Below are 17713 nucleotides of genomic sequence, written 5' to 3' on the forward strand. Positions count from 1 at the left end.
ACCTGCCAATTCAGGCCGGGAGCTGGGCCGAAGCCTCGGCGCGCACGTCGAGCTCGACCTTCCAGCGCTCGGCTCCGCCGACCGGCAGCGCCTCGAGCTCGATGGTGCCGGCCTCGGTCACGCGCGCCTGCAGCCGCACCGCGACCACCTCGCCCGGCGCGCGGCCCTGCGCCGGCAGGTTGACCTCGATCTCCTGCAACTCCTGCAGCTCGTCCGGGCCCCAGAAGTCGAGCAGGGCGCCGACCGGGTCCTGGCGCCGCACGCTCGAGCCGAAGAAACGGAAGCGCACCGGCTCGCCGACCACCAGGCCGAACTGCTGCTCGGGCAGCGGTGCCTCGGTCCCCTCCTCCATGCCGAACGGCGCCAGGCACAGCGCCTGCAGCGGCGGCTCGAAGCCGGGAATCGCCGGCATCGACGACTCGACACCGACGTAGTAGGACTGGGCCGTGCCGCCGCGGATGCGCACGCCGCGGCCGCGCCGCACATAGCCGTAATAGGCCGCGCCGCGCGCGACCGCCAGGTCGAGGTCGGCACCCGGCAGCAGGCGCGCCGGCGGCGCATCGTCGGCCGCCAGCCAGCTGTTGAGCGTCTCGAGCAGGCGCTCGGCAATCAGCCCCGACTTGAGCACGCCGCCGTTGAACAGCACCGCGGTCGGATGCAGGAAGGTCGCCGCATAGGGCTGCGGCACGCCGAAGCCCTCGAGCGACTCGGTCGCGCCGAGCTGGCGGCTCAGGAAGGCCGCCAGGTGGCGCGTGACCGCCGCATCCTGCGCATAGGGCAGGCCGAGCTGGGTCAGGCCGGCTCGGGCGCGGCTGATCGGCTGGTCGCTGGCCTGGGCCGGCGGGAAGAAGCCCTCCAGCAGCAACTTGCTGAGCTCGGCGCGCGTGACCTCGGTGCGGATACTGCCGCCGATCAGCTTGGAGCCGCGACTGGGCACCACCACCGGCACCGATTCCAGCGTCGCGTCGCCCAGCAGCGCCTCCTTGGCGCCACGGCAGGCATGGGCCAGCGCGCGGGTCTGCCAGGCGTCGAGCCGACTGCCCTGCTGCGCCAGCTTGGCGGTGACGCCATAGGCCAGCGCCAGGTCCATGTTGTCGCCGCCGAGCAGGATATGCTCGCCGACCGCGACCCGGTGCAGCTCGAGCTCGCCGTCGCGCTCGAGCACCGCGATCAGCGACAGGTCGGTGGTGCCACCGCCGACGTCGACCACCAGGATCAGGTCGCCGCGCCGCACCGACTGGCGCCAGCCGCCCGCGCTCTGCTGGATCCAGCTGTAGAGCGCGGCCTGCGGCTCCTCGAGCAGGGTCAGGTTCTGGAAGCCCGCCAGCTGCGCCGCCTCGGCGGTCAGCTCGCGCGCGACCGGGTCGAACGAGGCCGGAATCGTGACCGTGACCTGCTGCTGCTCGAACGGCGCTTCCGGATGCGTCTGGTTCCAGGCCGCCTTCAGGTGCGACAGGTAGCGCACCGAGGCCTGCAGCGGCGAAACCCGCTCGACCTCGGCCGGCGCCTCGGCCGGCAGGATGGGCCCGCGCCTATCCACGCCCGGGTGGCACAGCCAGCTCTTGGCGCTCGCGACCAGGCGGATCGGCGTCGCCGCGCCGCGCGTGCGGGCGAACTCGCCGACCGCGTAGGACTGGCCAGCGGCCCAGGGCAGGCCGAGGTCGCCCGGTGCCAGCTCGCTCTCGTGCGGCAGATAGAGGAAGGACGGCAGCAGCGGCTTGGCCTCGACCGAGCCGGGGCCGGTCAGCTGCGGGATCTGCAGCACGCCCTGTGCCACCTTTTCTCCGTCGCTGGCCTCGGCATCGACCCAGGACAGGGCGCAGTGCGTGGTGCCGAGGTCGATGCCCAGGCTGTAGCGCGCCGTGACGGCTGGCGAATCGACGGCCGCAGGCTGATTCAAGGTCGGGTTCACAGCTCGACCTCCGCCTGCGCCAGCACGCTCGCGTCATGGCCCTGGCCCAGCTTGGGCAGGCGGGTCTCGCTCGCGCGCCAGCCGCGATGGCCCAGCGTGCCGGTGAAGGGCGGCTGGCCGACCACGTTGCCGGTGACACGCACGGCCGCGGCATCGAAGCCGGGCTGCAGCGTCAGACGGCTGCCCTCGGCCTCGGCGCGCACCGGCTCCAGGGTGAAATGCTCGCGCAGCACCTTGCGGCAGCCCTCGTGCACGACGCGGGCGGCGGCGCCGATCTCGGCATCGCCATAGGCCTGGACCTCTTCCTGCACGAAATCGATGAAGCGGGCCTCGCGCTGCAGCAGGCCCAGCAGTTGCAGCGCGGCGGTCTCGGGCGCGAGCTGGGGGGCGGGCGCGGGCGGCGGGGTCACCGGCGCGACAGGTGCAACAAGTGCCACGGGGGCGACCGGCGCTGCCGGAGCCGCCGCGACCGGGGCCACCGGCGCGGGCCAGCCCTCGCGGCGCAGGCGCTCGACGTCGGCCGCGAAGCCGGGACGCGACAGGATGGAGAAGAAGCTGGCCAAGGCCAGCGAAAGGCGGCTCAGCAGATTGGGACTGTGGGTGCTCATGAGAGGATGAATCTGGTTCGAGGAAGCGGAGCCTGTCCGCCAGGACGGCTCCTGGGCCGTGACCTGTCTGGTGCAGGTCCTCTGGCGCTGGATGGCTGCGATATTACTAAATGGTGACTGGCACGCCGCCCGGCCGCGGCGCGGCGGGCCACAGCGATGGCGGAAACGGATCAAATCAGGCCCGAAGCACGGCCCACTCATTGATTAACGCCGGAACGTGAAACATTTTTGACCCAGGCCTGGGCAGCAGATCCGATCTCAGGCATAATAGCTCTTCTGACGCGCGGTGGAGCAGCCTGGTAGCTCGTTGGGCTCATAACCCAAAGGTCGCAAGTTCAAATCTTGCCCGCGCAACCAAATACCTGAACGCCCAGCAGTTTCGACTGCTGGGCGTTTTTGCTTTTTGTCGCCCCGGCCGGCTATAGTCGGCCCATGTCCCCCGATCCCCGCCCAGGGCAGTTCCAGTTCACCCCGATGGCGGGCGCAGCCTGCCTGCGGCTGAGCGGCGACTGGACCCTGGCCCACCATGGCGCGCTGGCGCGGCAATTGCAGTCCCTGCAGGCACCGCTGCCCGGCGATTGCCGGCTCGACTGCAGCGCGCTGGGCGCGCTCGACACCGCGGGTGCCAGCCTGCTGCACCAGCTGCTCGGCAGCGAACGGCTGCAGCAACTGGCCGATGACTCCAGCGCGCTCGCGCCCGAGCGGCGCGCCCTGCTCGCCGCGGTCGTGCACGCCATGCAGCAGGCTCAAGCCCCGGCAGCGGCGGCTCCCACCGGCAGCGCGCTCGGCGACCTGCTCGAGCAGGCCGGTCGCGCGATGCAGGGCCTGTGGCGCCATGGCGTGGGCCTGTCGGGCTTCATCGGCCTCACGCTCGAGACCGGCTTGCGCCTGCTGCCGCGCCCGCGGCGCTGGCGCCTGACCGCCTTCGCGGCCCAGCTCGAGAGCACCGGGCTCGACGCGGTGCCGATCGTGGCGCTGCTGACCTTCCTGGTCGGCGCGGTGGTCGCCTTCCTGGGCGCCACCGTGCTGTCGACCTTCGGCGCCAGCCTCTACACGGTGCACCTGGTCGCGTTTTCCTTCCTGCGCGAGCTCGGCGTGCTGCTGGCCGCGATCCTGGTCGCGGGCCGCACCGCCAGCGCCTTCGCGGCCCAGATCGGCTCGATGCGCGCCGACGAGGAAATCGACGCGCTGCGCGTGATGGGGCTCGACCCGGTCGAGCTGCTGGTGCTGCCGCGCGTGCTCGCGCTGCTGGTCGCGCTGCCCATCCTGGGGCTGGTCGCGGTCGTCTCGGGCATCACCGGCGGCATGCTGGTCTGCGCGCTGCAGCTCGACATCTCGCCAGCGATGTTCCTGTCGGTGCTGGAGCACCAGATCGGCCTGCGCCACTTCGTCATCGGCCTGAGCAAGGCGCCGCTGTTCGCCTTCCTGATCGCCGTCATCGGCTGCCTCGAGGGCTTCAAGGTCGCGGGCAGCGCGCAATCGGTCGGCGAGCACACCACCTCGGCCGTGGTGCAGTCGATCTTCGTCGTGATCCTGGTCGATGCGGTCGCCGCGCTGTTCTTCATGGAGATGGGCTGGTGAGCGCCGTGATCGAGGTGCGCGGCCTGCGCAACCAGTTCGGCCGCCAGGTCGTGCACGAGGCACTGGAGCTCAATCTGCTGCAGGGCGAGATCCTGGGCGTGGTCGGCGGCTCCGGGACCGGCAAGTCGGTGCTGCTGCGCACCCTGGTCGGGCTGAACCGGCCCCAGGCCGGCAGCGTGCGCCTGTTCGGCCAGGACCTGCTGGCGCTGCCGAGCGGGCCGCGCCAGGCACTGGCGCGGCGCCTGGGCGTGCTGTTCCAGCAAGGCGCGCTGTTCTCCTCGCTGACCGTGAGCGAGAACATCGAGCTGCCCCTGATCGAGCATGCCGGCCTGTCGCGCCCGGATGCGCGCCGGCTGGCAGCGCTCAAGATCGCGCTCGCCGGCCTGCCGGCCGCTGCCGGCGCCAAGTACCCGTCCCAGCTCTCGGGCGGCATGGTCAAGCGCGCGGCCTTGGCGCGTGCGCTCGCGCTCGACCCCGCCATCCTGCTGCTCGACGAGCCCACCGCCGGGCTCGATCCGATCAGCGCGGCGGCCTTCGACCAGCTGCTGCTGACGCTGCGCGACGCGCTCGGGCTCACCGTCTTCATGGTCACGCACGACCTCGACACCCTGCACGCGATCAGCGACCGGATCGCGGTGCTGGCCGGCGGGCGCGTGCTGGTCAGCGGCCAGCTGGCCGAGGTCGTCGCGACCGACGACCCCTGGATACGCGACTACTTCCAAGGCCCGCGCGGCCGCGCGGCCGCCGGCGCCCAACCCTCCACGCGGACCCCACAGCCCTGAATGCCATGGAAACCCGAGCCCACCATATCCTGATCGGCCTGTTCACGCTGCTGGCCGCCGCCGCCCTGCTGGCGATCGCGCTCTGGCTCGGCAAGTCCGGCAGCGAGAACGCGAGCGACCGCTACGACATCGTGTTCGAGGAGGCGGTCTCCGGCCTGTCGCGCGGCAGCAAGGTCGAGTTCAACGGCATCCGCATCGGCGAGGTCTCCGAGCTGCGGCTCGACCCGCAGGACCCGCAGCGCGTCTATGCCCGCGTCAGCGTCGAGCACAGCGCCCCGATCCGCAGCGACACCCGCGCCCGGCTGGTGCTCGCCGGCGTGACCGGTACCTCCTTCATCCGCCTGAGCAGCGGCAGCGATCCGGCCAGCCGGCCGCTGCAGCCGCAGGGCGCCCAGGTGCCCGTCATCGTCGCCACGCCGTCGCCGATCAGCAAGCTGCTGGACCAGGGCGAGGACGCCGCGCTCAACGTCAACGAGCTGCTGGTGCAGGCCCGCGCCATCGTCTCGGCGGAGAACGCCGAGAGCCTGCGGCTGACCTTGAAGCATGTCGAGCAGGCCAGCGCCACCGTGGCCGAGCAGCGCGAGGAGCTGGCACGCGCCATGCGCGCCCTGGCCCAGGCCAGCGAGCGCGCCAATGCCGCGCTCGAGCAGGCGACCCGGCTGCTGGCGACCAGCAACCGGCTGCTCGACGAGCAAGGCAGCCAGACCCTGCAGGGCGCGCAGCGCTCGCTGGCGGCGGTCGAGCAGACCATGACGACGGTCAGGCAGCTGGTCGCCGACAACCGCGGCGCACTGGAGAGCGGCGCGCGCGGACTCGGCGAGATCGGCCCGGCGCTGGCCGAACTGCGCGCCACCCTGGCCTCGCTGCGCCAGGTCAGCCGCCAACTCGAAGACAGGCCGGCCGATTTCCTGCTGGGCCTGGAGCCGATCAAGGAGTTCCAGCCGTGATGCCGAACCGAATCCCCCCCGTGAATGCCAGCCAGGGCCCGTCGCGCGCGTCAAGGCGCAAGCTCCTGCGCTGGGGCCTGATGGCGCCGCTGCTGGCCGGACTGCTGGTGGGCTGCTCGGTGCTGCCGAAGTCGGCACCGGTCGAGCTCTACCAGCTGCCTTCGGCCCTGCCGCAGCCGGCGGTCGGCACGGGCGGCAGCGCGCAGCGGCCGGAATCGCTGCGCGTGACCCGGCCGGCCGCCGGCACCCTGCTGGCCGGCCAGCGCATCATCGTGCTGCCCGCCGGCGACCAGGTCAGCCACTACAAGGGCGCGCAGTGGAGCGAGCCGGCCCCGCTGCTGCTGCGCAACCGCCTGCTCGACGCGCTGCGCAGCGACGGGCGCATCGCGCAGCTCAGCAGCGACGACCGCATGCTGCAAGCCGACTTCGAGCTCGACGGTGAACTACGCGCCTTCCAGAGCGTCTACCGGGACGGCTCGCCCCAGGTGCTGCTGCGACTCGACCTCAGGCTGGTGCGCCCGGCCACGCAGCGCATCGTCGCCAGCCGCCGCTTCGAGCAGCTGCAGCCGGCCGCGGACAGTGCGCTGCCGGCTGTGGTCAGCGCCTTCGGCCAGGCCAGCGACCGGCTCGCGCTGCAGGTGGCCGACTGGAGCGTCGAGCAGATCGCCCAGGCGGCGCGCTGAAGCCCCCGGCCCTTGGCGGCCCCGGCCGGCGGGCAGAAAATAAATCGCCAGCGATGCAGAAAACGCGTGCCAAAACCGGGCAGTCCCCTTAGAATCGCGTCATGTTGCAGTGCAACATAAATAATCCTACCGCCCTTCTACTACCGCTACCAAAGGCCAGAGCCATGCTGAACACCGAACAATTCTTCACCACCTGCAAGACCAACATCGAGCAGCTGCTCGCCAGCAACCCGGCCGCTCCCGAGAGCGTCAAGAAGCTGGTCGAACTCAACCTGCAGACCGCCGAGGCCGCCGTCGAGGACGCCAGCAAGCTGGCACAGGCCCTGAGCGGTGCCAAGAACCCGCAGGAACTGATGGAGCTGCAGACCTCGATGCTGAAGTCGGTCACCGAGCGCACCGTGTCCTACAGCCAGAAGCTGGTCGAGATCGTCTCGAGCACCGCTGCCGACGCCAACCTCGGCAAGTTCGCCCAGGGCTTCGGCGCTGCCGGCCAGCAGCCCTTCATGGCTGCCTTCGAGAACATGACCAAGTCGGCACCGGCCGGCACCGAGCCGATGGTCGCCGCCATGAAGAACGCCATGTCCGCCGCCAGCAGCGCGATGGAGAGCATGCAGAAGGCCGTGACCCAGGCCAGCTCGCAAGCCCAGGCCAGCTTCAACGCCATGACCGGCGCCGCCAAGGGCAACAAGAACGCCTGATCGGCCAGCGCAGCCGACCTGCCCGCCGATGGCAGGCAGGTCCCGCGCGCCAGACACCCCGCCCAGCAGGCCTGGCGCGGGGTTTTTTATTGGCTGACGGGCCGGGAGGCCAGCCTTTCAGCCAGCAGCACCCTTGTTACCGGGCTGTGACGGGGGCAGAATAGACTGGATCTATCACAGCATGCCTCGGGCAAGGAGCAGGATGAACAAGCAGACAGGGAGATGGCGCTGGCGCGCCGCGGCATTGACGGGAGCCGTGAGCGCGGCGCTGCTGCTGGGCGGCTGTGCCGTTGAATTCGGCAACTCCAAGCCCGCGCGCGCGGTCGCCCGCTGGTTGCAGCCGACCGGATCGGTCTACAGCGGCTGGCGGGTCTACCAGAGCCGCTGCGCGAGCTGCCATGGCTCGGCCGCCACCGGCACCGCGCAGGGCCCGGACCTCATGCCGTTGATGCGCAGCATGGGGCCGCGCCGCTTCGTCGGGCTGGTGCTGCAGCGCTACGACTGGACCCGCCCTGCCGACCAGAGCCGCGAGAGCTGGATCGACCAGGCGGTGCAACGCCGCGAGCCCCCGGTCGCGATGCCGGCCTGGCAGGAGGAGCCGGCCGTCAATGCCCACATCATGGACCTCTACGCCTATCTGTCGGCGCGCGCCGACGGCAGGCAGGGCGGCGACCGGCCGACGCCCTGAAACTTCTCCCTGCCTGGCCGGAATTCAAGCCGGCTCGGGGCAGAGGCTGGAAGCCCACTGGAACACCGAGCTGACGCCGCGCGGCAGCATGGGACGCGCCAGCGGCTTGAGCTTGAACGGCCCCTCGGCGGCAAGCGGGCGCGGCACCGACAGCTCCAGCCCGGCCGCGATATCAAGCAGGTTGATGGCCTCGCAGGCGCGGCGGAAGCTGTCCTGCAGCGCCTGCTCGACCGCCAGGAAGACATCGGGCGCTTGCGACACCGGCTCGGCCTCTTCCTGGTCCTGGTAGATGCGGACGACATCCCACAGGCTGACGCCGGACGGATCGCGCAAGCGGCTGGCATTGAACTGGTAGCCGCCGCCAGGGCCACGGTGGGCCAGCAGCAGGCCATGCTCGCGCAGGTCGCGCACCAGCACCTCCAGATAGCCGACCGACATGCCGAGCCGGTCGGACATTTCCTTGACCGTGACCGGCCTGCCGGGGGTTCGGGCCGCCACGAGGACTGCGGCCTCGACGGCCTTGATAACTTTCCTGGAAATCATGACTCAAGCCTTCTCTCGTTGCTGGGTTGGATGGGTATTTTCCCTCATAAATCCCAGTTTGTCTAAGACAAATAAGGATTTTGTCTAGCCTCGACCGGCAAGACAGCCCTGTTTCCGCCAGACCTGGGACGCCGCCCCCGGTACCGGGCCACCTGGCTTGGGCCCGGAAGGCCGACAGCGAGCGGCCAGCGCCGCCGGCCTGTCACGCGAATGACCCATTGGGCGGCTAGCCTTGGACAGATCCTTCACCCCATCCAGGAAACCAGGCATGAACCAGACGGCAGAAACCCGCCAGCCACCCAGCTTCGACGAACCGCTCGCGAACGGACTGACCCCGTCGGAGATCTTCGACGCCGTGGTCGAGGAATTCGAGACCGGCCACACCGCGCACAGCAGCTTCATCGCCGAGGCCGAGGAACTGGTGGTCTGGCAGCATGAGGTCCGCCTGGCGCGCACCGGCTCGACCTGCCGCATCGCGGCGCTCGAATACCACATGCCCGACGACGAGGAAGCCGAGGCCAGCGCCGGAGCAGAGGTCGAATGGGACGAATTCGACGAGGACGAGGAAGATGACGATGGCGCCCATGTGATCGAGTACCTGGTCGAGCTCGAGATCGGCGGCGTCTTCGTCTGCGCGCGCTGGGAGGCCTGGAGCAGCAACTTCGCCGAAGCGCGCCACATCAAGGCCGCCGCGCACAAGACCTATATCCGCATGGCCGCGCTGATCGGCGTCAAGGTCGGCTACGAGCTGACGACCCAGCCCAGCCGCTACTGAACTGGGAGCGGCGGACCGCGCCCGGATCAGCCGACCCAGGCTGTAGCGCAACGCGGTCTATGATGGCGCCATGAAGCCAAGCTGCCAGACTGTCGCCCGGCAAGACCCGCCACTGGATGCGCCACTGAATCCGAGCCAACTGATCGAGGCGCTGATCGGCGTGGTGCAGCAGGCCGGCGAGCTGATCCTGCAGGTCTATGCGCGCGACTTCAGCGTCACGGCCAAGGCCGATGCCTCGCCGGTCACAGAGGCCGACCAACTGGCCGAAGCGCTGCTCACGCCCGCGCTGCAGGCCCTGCTGCCGGGCGTGCCGGTGGTGGCCGAGGAAGCCGCCGCGGCCGGACAGGCGCCTGCCACGGCCGAACTCGGCGCGCGCTTCTGGCTGGTCGATCCGCTCGACGGCACGCGGGAGTTCGTGCAGCGCAACGGCGAGTTCACCGTCAACGTGGCCCTGGTCGAACAGGGCCAGCCTGTGCTTGGCGTGGTGCTGGCGCCCGCGCTGGGCCAGCTCTATGCCGGCGCCGTCGGCAGCGGCGCCTTCGCGCAAGTCGGGAATGATGCCGGCACGCGGCGCCCGATAGAAGCCAGGCGGCCGCCGGCCGAGGGCCTGACCGTGCTGGCCAGCCGCTCGCACGGCGACCCGGCGGCGCTCGAGGCCTACCTGGCGGGCCGGCGCGTGGCGCAGCTCAGGAATGCCGGTTCATCGCTCAAGCTCTGCCTGCTGGCCGCCGGCGAGGCCGATTGCTACCCGCGCTTCGGCCGCACGATGGAATGGGACATCGCGGCCGGCCAGGCGGTGCTGGCAGCCGCCGGCGGACGGGTCGAGGACCTGCAGGGCCAGCCGCTGCGCTATGGCAAGCCGGGCTTCGAGAACCCCGACTTCGTGGCCTGGGGCCAGGCTGCCGGCCACGAGGCCGGCGCCGGCTGAGCCCGGGCACCTTGCCGCTCGCCCAGCGTACTCAGCCCCCAGCCCCTGACGGCCGGCCGATCAGCCGAGCTGGGCCCAGACCTTGTCGAGCCGCTTGATGCTGACGGGCTGGGGCGTGCGCAGCTCCTGGGCGAAGAAGCTCACGCGCAACTCTTCCAGCAGCCAGCGCAGCTCGTTCATGCGCTCGTCCTGCACCCCCTTGCGCTCGGCGACCAGGCGCCAATAGCGCTGCTCCTGCGCGCGGACCTCGGCCATGCGCGACGCATCGCGCGCGGGGTCGGCGCGGTACTTGTCGAGCCGCAGCACGATGGCCTTCAGGTAGCGCGGCAGATGCTGCAGCTGGGCCCAGGGCGCCTCACTCAGGAAGCGCTTCGGAACCAGGCGCTGCAGCTGCTGGCTCGCGTCGGCCACCGCCTCGGGCGCGTACTTGCAGTCCTTGAGCTTGCGCACCGCCGCCGCATACTCGAGCAGCACGGTGCCGCCCAGGCGCGCGACCTCGTTGGCGATCAGCGTGAGACGGCCACGCCCCTCGTCGAGGCGGCGCTTGAAGTCGGCCGCGTTGGCCGGCAGCGGATCGAGCAGGAAGGCGCGCTCGATCGCGACATTGATGATCTGCTCGCGCAATTCCTCCTGCGTGCCCAGCGCCATGTAGGCCACCGCCATCTTCTGCAGCTCGGGGATGTTCTTCTCGAGGTACTTGAGCGCGTCGCGGATCTGCAGCGCGAACAGGCGGCGCAGGCCGGCGCGGTGCTTCCTGGCCGCGACCTCGGGCTCGTCGAAGACCTCGATCGTCACCGCGTCGCCGGCGTCGATCAGCGCCGGGAAGCCGATCAGGGTCTGGCCGCCCTTGCGGATCTCCATGATCTCGGGCCAGTCGCCAAAGGTCCAGGCCGTATGGCGCTGGGCGGCGTCGGCGGCTGGCTGGTCCGCCGCGCCGGCCTGGCCAGCGGCCTTGGGCGGCGTGGCGGCACCGGCAGCCCGCGCGCCGCCTGCGCCCGGCCCTGGCTGGCTGGCTGCAGCGCGCGACCCGGCAGCCCCGGCAGCCCCGGCCGGTCCGGCCGGCTGAGCCGCCGAGGCGACGGCTGGCGCGGCGTTGGCAGTGTTCCCAGCCGCCTCGCCCGCGCCCAGGTCGGCCACCTTGAGCTTGGCCAGCGCCTGGAAGGCGCCGCGCGCCTTGGCGCCGAGCTCGGCCTTCAAGGCCGGCAGGTTGCGGCTCTGGCCGAGCTGGCGGCCATGCTCGTCGACCACGCGCAGGTTCATGAACTGGTGCGGCTGCAGCATGTCGAGCTTAAAGTCGCCTCGCTTGACATCGAGGCTGGTGATCTGCCTGACCTCCTTCAAGAGCGCATCGGTCAGCGAGCCCTGCGCCCAGCGCTCCGGCGCGCTCAGGGTCGCGGCCAGCTTCTCGGCGCTGTCGGGCAGCGGCACCAGGCGCGCGCGGGGTTTTTGCGGCAGGCTTTTCAGCAGGGCCTGGATCTTGTCCTTGAGCATGCCGGGCACCAGCCACTCGCAGCGCTCCTCGCTGACCTGGTTCAGCACGAACAGCGGCAGGCTGACGGTGATGCCGTCCTTCGGGTCGCCGGGCTGGTGCAGGTAGCTCGCCGAGCAATCGACGCCACCGATCTTGACCACCTTGGGAAAGGCCTGGGTCGTGATGCCGGCGGCCTCGTGCCGCATCAGCTCGTCGCGCGTCAGGTGCAGCAGCTTCGGATGGGTCTTGGACGCCTCGCGGTACCAGAGCTCGAGCTCGCGCCCGCTGCAGACCTCGGGCGGCAGCTGCGCGTCGTAGAAGGCGAAGATCAGCGGGTCGTCGACCAGCACGTCCTGCCGGCGCGACTTGTGCTCGAGCTCCTCGACCTGGGCGATCAGCTTGCGGTTGGCCGCCAGGAAGGGCAGCCGGGTCTCCCACTCCTGGGCGACCAGGCCCTCGCGGATGAAGATCTCGCGCGCGCCGACCGGATCGACCCGGCCGTAGTTGAGGCGGCGCTGGCTGTAGACCACCAGGCCGTAGAGGGTGGCGCGCTCGTAGGCAACGACCTCGGCCGCCTTCTTCTCCCAGTGCGGGTCGAGCAGCTGTTTCTTCAGCAGATGGGCGCCGACCTGTTCCAGCCATTGCGGCTCGATCGCGGCGATGCCGCGGCCGAACAGGCGCGCGGTCTCGACCAGCTCGGCGCAGACGATCCAGCGTCCGGGCCGCTTGGAGAGATGCGCGCCCGGATGGCGATGGAACTTGATGCCGCGTGCGCCCAGGTAGACATCCTCGGTCTCGTGCTTGCAGCCGATGTTGCCCAGCAGACCCGACAACATGGCCAGGTGCAGCTGCTCGTAGCTGGCAGGCACGCTGTTGAGCTTCCAGCCATGCTCGGCCACCACGGTGTGCAGCTGGCTGTGGATGTCGCGCCATTCGCGCACGCGGCGTACGCTGACGAAGTTCTGCCGCAGCAGCGCCTCGTACTGGCGGTTCGACAGCTTGTGCGTCGGCGCCGGTTGATTCGGGGTCAGAGGCCGATTCTTGCTGCCAGCCAGATCCGACAATTGGAGTCTGACCCCATTTTGTGCGCCCCCGTTGGGAGCACTGGGCAGTGCGGCAGCGCCATGGGGCTTGCCGCCGCGCGCTTCTTCCAGCCAATGCCAGAGCTTGAGGTAGCTGGTGAACTCGCTCTTCTCGTCGTCGAACTTGGCATGGGCCTGGTCGGCCTGGGCCTGGGCTTCGAGCGGGCGCTCGCGCACGTCCTGCACGCTCAAGGCGGAAGCGATGATCAGCACCTCGTCGAGCGCGTTGCGGCTCCTGGCCTCGAGGATCATGCGTCCCACGCGCGGGTCGAGCGGCAGCTTGGCGAGCTCGGCGCCGAGCGCGGTCAGTTCGTTGGCATCGTCGACCGCGCCGAGCTCGTTCAGCAGCTGGTAGCCGTCGGTGATCGCGCGCCGGGTCGGCGCCTCCAGGAAGGGGAAATCCTCGACCTGGCCCAGATGCAGCGACTTCATGCGCAGGATCACCGAGGCCAGCGAGGAGCGCAGGATCTCGGGGTCGGTGAAGCGCGGCCGCGCGTTGAAGTCGGCCTCGTCGTAGAGCCGGATGCAGATGCCGTTGGCGACCCGGCCGCAGCGGCCGGCGCGCTGGTTGGCTGCCGCCTGGCTGATCGGCTCGACCAGCAGCTGCTCGACCTTGCTGCGCAGGCTGTAGCGCTTGACGCGCGCGGTGCCGGCATCGATCACGTAGCGGATGCCCGGCACGGTCAGCGAGGTCTCGGCGACGTTGGTTGCCAGCACGATGCGGCGCTGGCCATGCGGCTTGAAGATCTGGTCCTGCTCGGCCGCGCTCAGGCGCGCGAACAGCGGCAGCACCTCGGCGCTGCGCAGCACCGGCTGGTGGCTCAGGTGCTTGCGCAGGTGGTCGGCCGCCTCGCGGATCTCGCGCTCGCCGGGCAGGAACACCAAGATGTCGCCGGCGTGCGCCCCGCCGCGCCAGAGCTCGTCGACCGCATCGGCGATCGCGTCGTTCAGGCCATAGTCGCGGCTGTCCTCGAAGGGCCGGTAGCGCTGCTCGACCGGAAAGGTGCGGCCCGAGACCATGATCACCGGCGCCGGCCCCTTGGCCGACTCGAAATGGCGCGCGAAGCGGTCGGCATCGATCGTCGCCGAGGTCACGATCACCTTCAGGTCGGGACGCCGCGGCAGGATCTGCTTGATGTAGCCGAGCAGGAAGTCGATGTTGAGGCTGCGCTCGTGCGCCTCGTCGATGATCAGCGTGTCGTAGGCCTGCAGCAGCGGGTCGGTCTGGGTCTCGGCCAGCAGGATGCCATCGGTCATCAGCTTGACCGAGGCGTTCTTGCCGAGCCGGTCGTGGAAGCGCACCTTGTAGCCGACCACCTCGCCCATTTGCGTCTTGAGTTCCTCGGCGATGCGGGCCGCGACCGAGCTCGCCGCGATCCGGCGCGGCTGGGTATGGCCGATCAGCTGCGGGCGCCGGGAGCGCTCGCCACGGGCTGGCCGGCGCTCGCCGGCGCGCGCGGCCGGGTCAGCCGCGGTCGCATTGGCCGCCGCCGCCCTGCCCTCGGCGCTGGCTTGTGCCTGGCGCTGCGCCTGCCCGCCGCGCCCCATGGCCAGCGCGATCTTGGGCAGCTGGGTGGTCTTGCCCGATCCGGTCTCGCCGCAGACGATGACAACCTGATGACCGACAATGGCGGCCTCGATCTCGTGGCGGCGAGCCGACACTGGCAGGGATTCGGGGAACTCGATGGTGAAAGAGGCGGACTGCAAGTGGCGGGTTTCCGTGGAATGCGAAACCCTCGATTATCCTAAAGGGTTGCCACCCGCGCCATGGCGCTCCACATTCACCGCATGTCCACCGTATTCAACTTCACCTTCGTGCCCTGGTTCCGCTCGGTGGCACCCTATATCCACAAGTTCCGCAACCAGACCTTCGTGGTCGGGATACCGGGCGAGGCGATAGCAGCCGGCAAGCTGCCCAACCTGGCGCAGGATCTGGCGCTGATCCAGAGCATGGGCGTGCGCCTGGTGCTGGTGCATGGCTTTAGGCCCCAGGTCAACGAGCAGCTCGCGATCAAGGGCCAGAGTCCCAAGTACCACAACGGCATCCGCATCACCGACAGCGTGGCGCTCGACTGCGCCCAGGAGGCCGCCGGCCAGCTGCGCTACGAGATCGAGGCCGCCTTCAGCCAGGGCCTGCCCAACACGCCGATGGCCGGCGCCACGGTGCGGGTGATCTCGGGCAACTTCATCACCGCGCGCCCGGTCGGCATCATCGACGGCATCGACCACCAGCACTCGGGGCTGGTGCGCAAGGTCGACGTGCCGGGCATCATGCGCACGCTCGACATGGGCGCGCTGGTGCTGCTGTCGCCGTTCGGCTTCTCGCCGACCGGAGAGGCCTTCAACCTGACGATGGAGGAAGTCGCGACCAGCGTCGCGATCGCGCTCAAGGCCGACAAGCTGCTGTTCATGACCGAAGTGCCCGGCATCCGGATGCGGCCGCAGGAGCCCGCCAGCGAGGACAATCCGGTCGACACCGAGCTGCCGCTGGCACAAGCCGTGCAGATCCTGGCGGACGCGCCGCCCGGGCTGGAGCCGACCGACACGGCCTTCTATCTGCAGCATTGCGTCAAGGCCTGCAAGGGCGGGGTCGAACGCAGCCACATCATCCCGTTCGCGGTCGACGGCGCGCTGCTGCTCGAGGTCTATGTGCACGACGGCATCGGCACCATGGTGGTCGACGAGAAGCTGGAGGAACTGCGCGAGGCGACGGCCGACGATGTCGGCGGCATCCTGCAGCTGATCGAGCCGTTCGAGAAGGACGGCACCCTGGTCAAGCGCAACCGCACCGAGATCGAGCGCGACATCGGCCACTACACCATCGTCGAGCACGACGGCGTGATCTTCGCCTGCGCCGCGCTCTACCCCTACCCGGAAGCCGGCACCGGCGAGATGGCCGCCGTCACGGTCTCGCCCCAGGTCCAGGGCCAGGGCGACGGCGAGAAGCTGCTCAAGCGCATCGAGCAGCGCGCCCGCATCATGGGCCTCCAGAGCATCTTCGTGCTGACCACGCGCACCATGCACTGGTTCCTCAAGCGCGGCTTCGTCCAGGTCGACCCCGACTGGCTGCCCGAGGCGCGCAAGAAGAAGTACAACTGGGACCGCAAGTCGATGGTGCTGGTCAAGAAGCTCTAAATTCTTTCAGGCCAAGCTGCTAAAAAGTAAGCCTCAGCGGGGACGGCTGCTGGATAGTTATTCCGAGTCAGCCTCCAGACAAGCCTTCGCATCAGCCAGATGCACCCCAGTGAAATAGAGCGTGGTGCGTTGACTTCCGAGGTCTATTTCAATCTCGGTCGTCGATGCCGTTGAAATAAGCTCGGCCATCGAACCTTTCTGTCCGTTGGCATACTGGTAGGCAGCGGCGTGATTCGGACACAGTGCCAAGTAGGTTGATCGATAGCGTTTCGTCGAATTTACAATCAACTCAACGGCTTCGAAATAGTATGAGCCAGATGGAAGTTTGAACGGAAGTTCATCTTTGCACACTTGGCAAATCATCTGCCCATTCGCATTCGTGTACTGGTCTTGCAGATAGACTTTTGCCTCAATCTTTGCTTCCGAAACGCCGAGCTGAACGGAGCGAGTTTTCATCGCAACAGATTTATCCGGAGTTGCTCGCACATCCGAGCCGACACGATTTGCACGCATTTCAGGGTTGCGTACTTCCCGCACCGGAAGTTCGACTGGACCTGTTCGTCGTTGTCGTTTTTTAGCAAGGATAGCTTCCTGCTCTTCGGGCGATAACAGTTTATTGAACTCCAACGCTCGCTGCAGATCAGCGTCGGATTTGAAGCCAAGTTTTTCGCGATGCTCTCGGCGCTCAGCAGATTCGACGAATTTCTTCTTTTCATCGAACCCAAACTGAACAGCCTCAAGCCATTTAAAGCCTGCGTCTACCGGGAACCCCTTGGGCAAGCGACTTGCAATAGCCTGACTTGGCTTGACGAACAACCCTCCAGTCTGCGGCACCCATTCCAAGTCACGAAGCGCGCATACCAGCTGCGAGGGAGAGGTTTTTGGACCACCTCTATCAGTGATTTGATAGACTGCCTCAAAAATATTTTCTCTATTATATTCTACGCGACACAAAATATCTGTGCGACACAAAACCTTCCAAAACAGTTGTATCGCCGCAATATCTTTAGACATAAGCAAATCCATGGACTCTGGCGAAAGAGAGAAATCTCTATTGATAACATTTCCTTCTCGTTCGCCCGGAGCCTTGGAGAGAACTGCACTCCAGTTGGGATTCTGCCTGCAGTTTGCATCAACAGAAATTCTGTCAAATTCTTTCTGACAACCTAACGCCACAGCAAAATTTATTATCCGATCAATCTCGATTCCGCAATTTTTATACCAGTCATCGAGAGGCCAGCGCTTCAGATTTTGATCTTTGCTTAGTTTATGCAAGTGACTAAGGCCAGTATGCATGAACGGCTCATCCAAATACACCTTATTTGCAGAAGCCCATGTCATTGAAAGAGATGCAACCTTGAAGACCTTAGCCGCGTCAAATATGCGACGCAAATTAGGGGCATTCTCCAGCAGGGAAATCATTCTCTCAAGGTCGGACAAATATTCAATGTCTGCGGGTGGATTGACACCCTCCCTGTATCTTAATCGAAGTAAAAGCTTTATTTCGTCAGTCTCATCAGGTTCGCGAACACCTAGCAACTCCAAGAACCGTCGAGCATCTTCCTGTTGTGCCTTCTTCGAACCTTCAGTCAGAACTCGATGGTCAACTCGATGATATGGACCAGACTCACTGCACGGACCAGTACAAAAATATGAATGTGAAGCGACACCCCACTTTCCTGAAACCAGCCGGATAAAGTGAACATCAGAGAGATGACCGAAATCATCTATCTCCTCACAGTGCTTTAACAATAAAGCATACAGTGACTGCAGCCACTCAAATGATTTTGACGCAATCCATCCTAGTGTCTTCTGACGAGTGATTTCAAGGTGTCTTTACTGCCTTTTTGGCCAGCAGCTTGGCCAGCGACACATGGGGC

Annotated in this window: 14 protein-coding genes and 1 tRNA gene; 10 read left to right on the forward strand and 5 right to left on the reverse strand. The window is 67.7% G+C overall.

Features of this window, described 5'->3' with window-relative positions; all coding sequences use genetic code 11:
* Positions 1-10: 10 nt before the first annotated feature.
* Both C6P64_RS00335 and C6P64_RS00340 read right to left on the reverse strand, forming a co-directional pair.
* Positions 11-1912 (reverse strand): Hsp70 family protein, encoded by a 1902-nt coding sequence (locus tag C6P64_RS00335; protein WP_245911581.1) that lies wholly within the window; start codon positions 1910-1912, stop codon positions 11-13.
* Positions 1909-2520 carry a DUF2760 domain-containing protein gene (locus C6P64_RS00340; RefSeq protein WP_105746608.1) on the reverse strand — a complete coding sequence of 204 codons (612 nt, stop codon included), beginning with the start codon at positions 2518-2520 and terminating at the stop codon, positions 1909-1911. Before C6P64_RS00340 ends, C6P64_RS00335 begins: the two co-directional genes overlap by 4 nt.
* A gap of 280 nt (positions 2521-2800) precedes the next feature.
* Between C6P64_RS00340 and C6P64_RS00345 the strand changes: the two genes are divergently transcribed.
* The 7 genes from C6P64_RS00345 (at position 2801) to C6P64_RS00375 (ending at position 7899) form a co-directional block, all read left to right on the forward strand.
* Positions 2801-2877 (forward strand) — tRNA-Met (locus tag C6P64_RS00345).
* 75 nt (positions 2878-2952) lie between these two features.
* Complete coding sequence (locus tag C6P64_RS00350; protein WP_105746609.1) at positions 2953-4101, forward strand: ABC transporter permease; 1149 nt, start codon at positions 2953-2955, stop codon at positions 4099-4101.
* Positions 4098-4883, forward strand: coding sequence for an ABC transporter ATP-binding protein (locus C6P64_RS00355; protein ID WP_105746610.1), 786 nt, complete (start codon positions 4098-4100; stop codon positions 4881-4883). Before C6P64_RS00350 ends, C6P64_RS00355 begins: the two co-directional genes overlap by 4 nt.
* A gap of 5 nt (positions 4884-4888) precedes the next feature.
* Positions 4889-5830, forward strand: a complete 942-nt coding sequence (locus C6P64_RS00360) for an MlaD family protein (protein ID WP_105746611.1) — start codon at positions 4889-4891, stop codon at positions 5828-5830.
* A 20-nt stretch (positions 5831-5850) separates the two neighbouring features.
* Positions 5851-6513, forward strand: a complete 663-nt coding sequence (locus tag C6P64_RS00365; RefSeq protein WP_211296768.1) for an ABC-type transport auxiliary lipoprotein family protein — start codon at positions 5851-5853, stop codon at positions 6511-6513.
* Between the two features lie 164 nt (positions 6514-6677).
* On the forward strand, positions 6678-7211 hold the full coding sequence (locus C6P64_RS00370; RefSeq protein ID WP_170073009.1) for a phasin family protein: 534 nt from the start codon (positions 6678-6680) through the stop codon (positions 7209-7211).
* Between the two features lie 202 nt (positions 7212-7413).
* Positions 7414-7899: a c-type cytochrome gene (locus C6P64_RS00375; protein ID WP_170073010.1), complete on the forward strand. Its 486-nt coding sequence runs from the start codon at positions 7414-7416 to the stop codon at positions 7897-7899.
* 24 nt (positions 7900-7923) lie between these two features.
* Here the strand turns inward: C6P64_RS00375 and C6P64_RS00380 are convergent, their stop codons facing one another.
* Positions 7924-8442 carry an RrF2 family transcriptional regulator gene (locus C6P64_RS00380; protein WP_105746614.1) on the reverse strand — a complete coding sequence of 173 codons (519 nt, stop codon included), beginning with the start codon at positions 8440-8442 and terminating at the stop codon, positions 7924-7926.
* 268 nt (positions 8443-8710) lie between these two features.
* Between C6P64_RS00380 and C6P64_RS00385 the strand changes: the two genes are divergently transcribed.
* Both C6P64_RS00385 and cysQ read left to right on the forward strand, forming a co-directional pair.
* Positions 8711-9217 (forward strand): hypothetical protein, encoded by a 507-nt coding sequence (locus C6P64_RS00385; protein WP_105746615.1) that lies wholly within the window; start codon positions 8711-8713, stop codon positions 9215-9217.
* Between the two features lie 70 nt (positions 9218-9287).
* Entirely contained in the window at positions 9288-10145 is an 858-nt protein-coding gene (cysQ, locus tag C6P64_RS00390) for a 3'(2'),5'-bisphosphate nucleotidase CysQ (RefSeq protein ID WP_105746616.1), read from the forward strand.
* A gap of 60 nt (positions 10146-10205) precedes the next feature.
* Here the strand turns inward: cysQ and hrpA are convergent, their stop codons facing one another.
* A complete protein-coding gene (hrpA, locus tag C6P64_RS00395; protein WP_105746617.1) occupies positions 10206-14405 on the reverse strand; it encodes an ATP-dependent RNA helicase HrpA in 4200 nt (1399 codons plus the stop codon).
* A gap of 81 nt (positions 14406-14486) precedes the next feature.
* Between hrpA and argA the strand changes: the two genes are divergently transcribed.
* The gene (gene argA, locus C6P64_RS00400) at positions 14487-15833 is read left to right on the forward strand and encodes an amino-acid N-acetyltransferase (protein WP_105746618.1); all 1347 of its coding nucleotides are present in this window, start codon (positions 14487-14489) and stop codon (positions 15831-15833) included.
* 57 nt (positions 15834-15890) lie between these two features.
* On the opposite strand, the gene C6P64_RS17825 is transcribed toward argA, so the two are convergent.
* Positions 15891-17255: a hypothetical protein gene (locus C6P64_RS17825; RefSeq protein WP_146115833.1), complete on the reverse strand. Its 1365-nt coding sequence runs from the start codon at positions 17253-17255 to the stop codon at positions 15891-15893.
* Positions 17256-17713 lie beyond the last annotated feature (458 nt).

Origin of the sequence: Malikia granosa, from assembly GCF_002980595.1 — a bacterium.
Lineage (GTDB): Bacteria > Pseudomonadota > Gammaproteobacteria > Burkholderiales > Burkholderiaceae_C > Malikia > Malikia granosa.

Bases quoted from the DNA above. Each gene is read 5' to 3' on its own strand.
- C6P64_RS00340 (WP_105746608.1), bottom strand. From the start codon at position 2,520: ATGAGCACCCACAGTCCCAATCTGCTGAGCCGCCTTTCGCTGGCCTTG.
- C6P64_RS00350 (WP_105746609.1), top strand. From the start codon at position 2,953: ATGTCCCCCGATCCCCGCCCAGGGCAGTTCCAGTTCACCCCGATGGCG.
- C6P64_RS00360 (WP_105746611.1), top strand. From the start codon at position 4,889: ATGGAAACCCGAGCCCACCATATCCTGATCGGCCTGTTCACGCTGCTG.
- C6P64_RS00370 (WP_170073009.1), top strand. From the start codon at position 6,678: ATGCTGAACACCGAACAATTCTTCACCACCTGCAAGACCAACATCGAG.
- C6P64_RS00375 (WP_170073010.1), top strand. From the start codon at position 7,414: ATGAACAAGCAGACAGGGAGATGGCGCTGGCGCGCCGCGGCATTGACG.
- C6P64_RS00380 (WP_105746614.1), bottom strand. From the start codon at position 8,442: ATGATTTCCAGGAAAGTTATCAAGGCCGTCGAGGCCGCAGTCCTCGTG.
- C6P64_RS00385 (WP_105746615.1), top strand. From the start codon at position 8,711: ATGAACCAGACGGCAGAAACCCGCCAGCCACCCAGCTTCGACGAACCG.
- cysQ (WP_105746616.1), top strand. From the start codon at position 9,288: ATGAAGCCAAGCTGCCAGACTGTCGCCCGGCAAGACCCGCCACTGGAT.
- argA (WP_105746618.1), top strand. From the start codon at position 14,487: ATGTCCACCGTATTCAACTTCACCTTCGTGCCCTGGTTCCGCTCGGTG.
- C6P64_RS17825 (WP_146115833.1), bottom strand. From the start codon at position 17,255: ATGATTTCCCTGCTGGAGAATGCCCCTAATTTGCGTCGCATATTTGAC.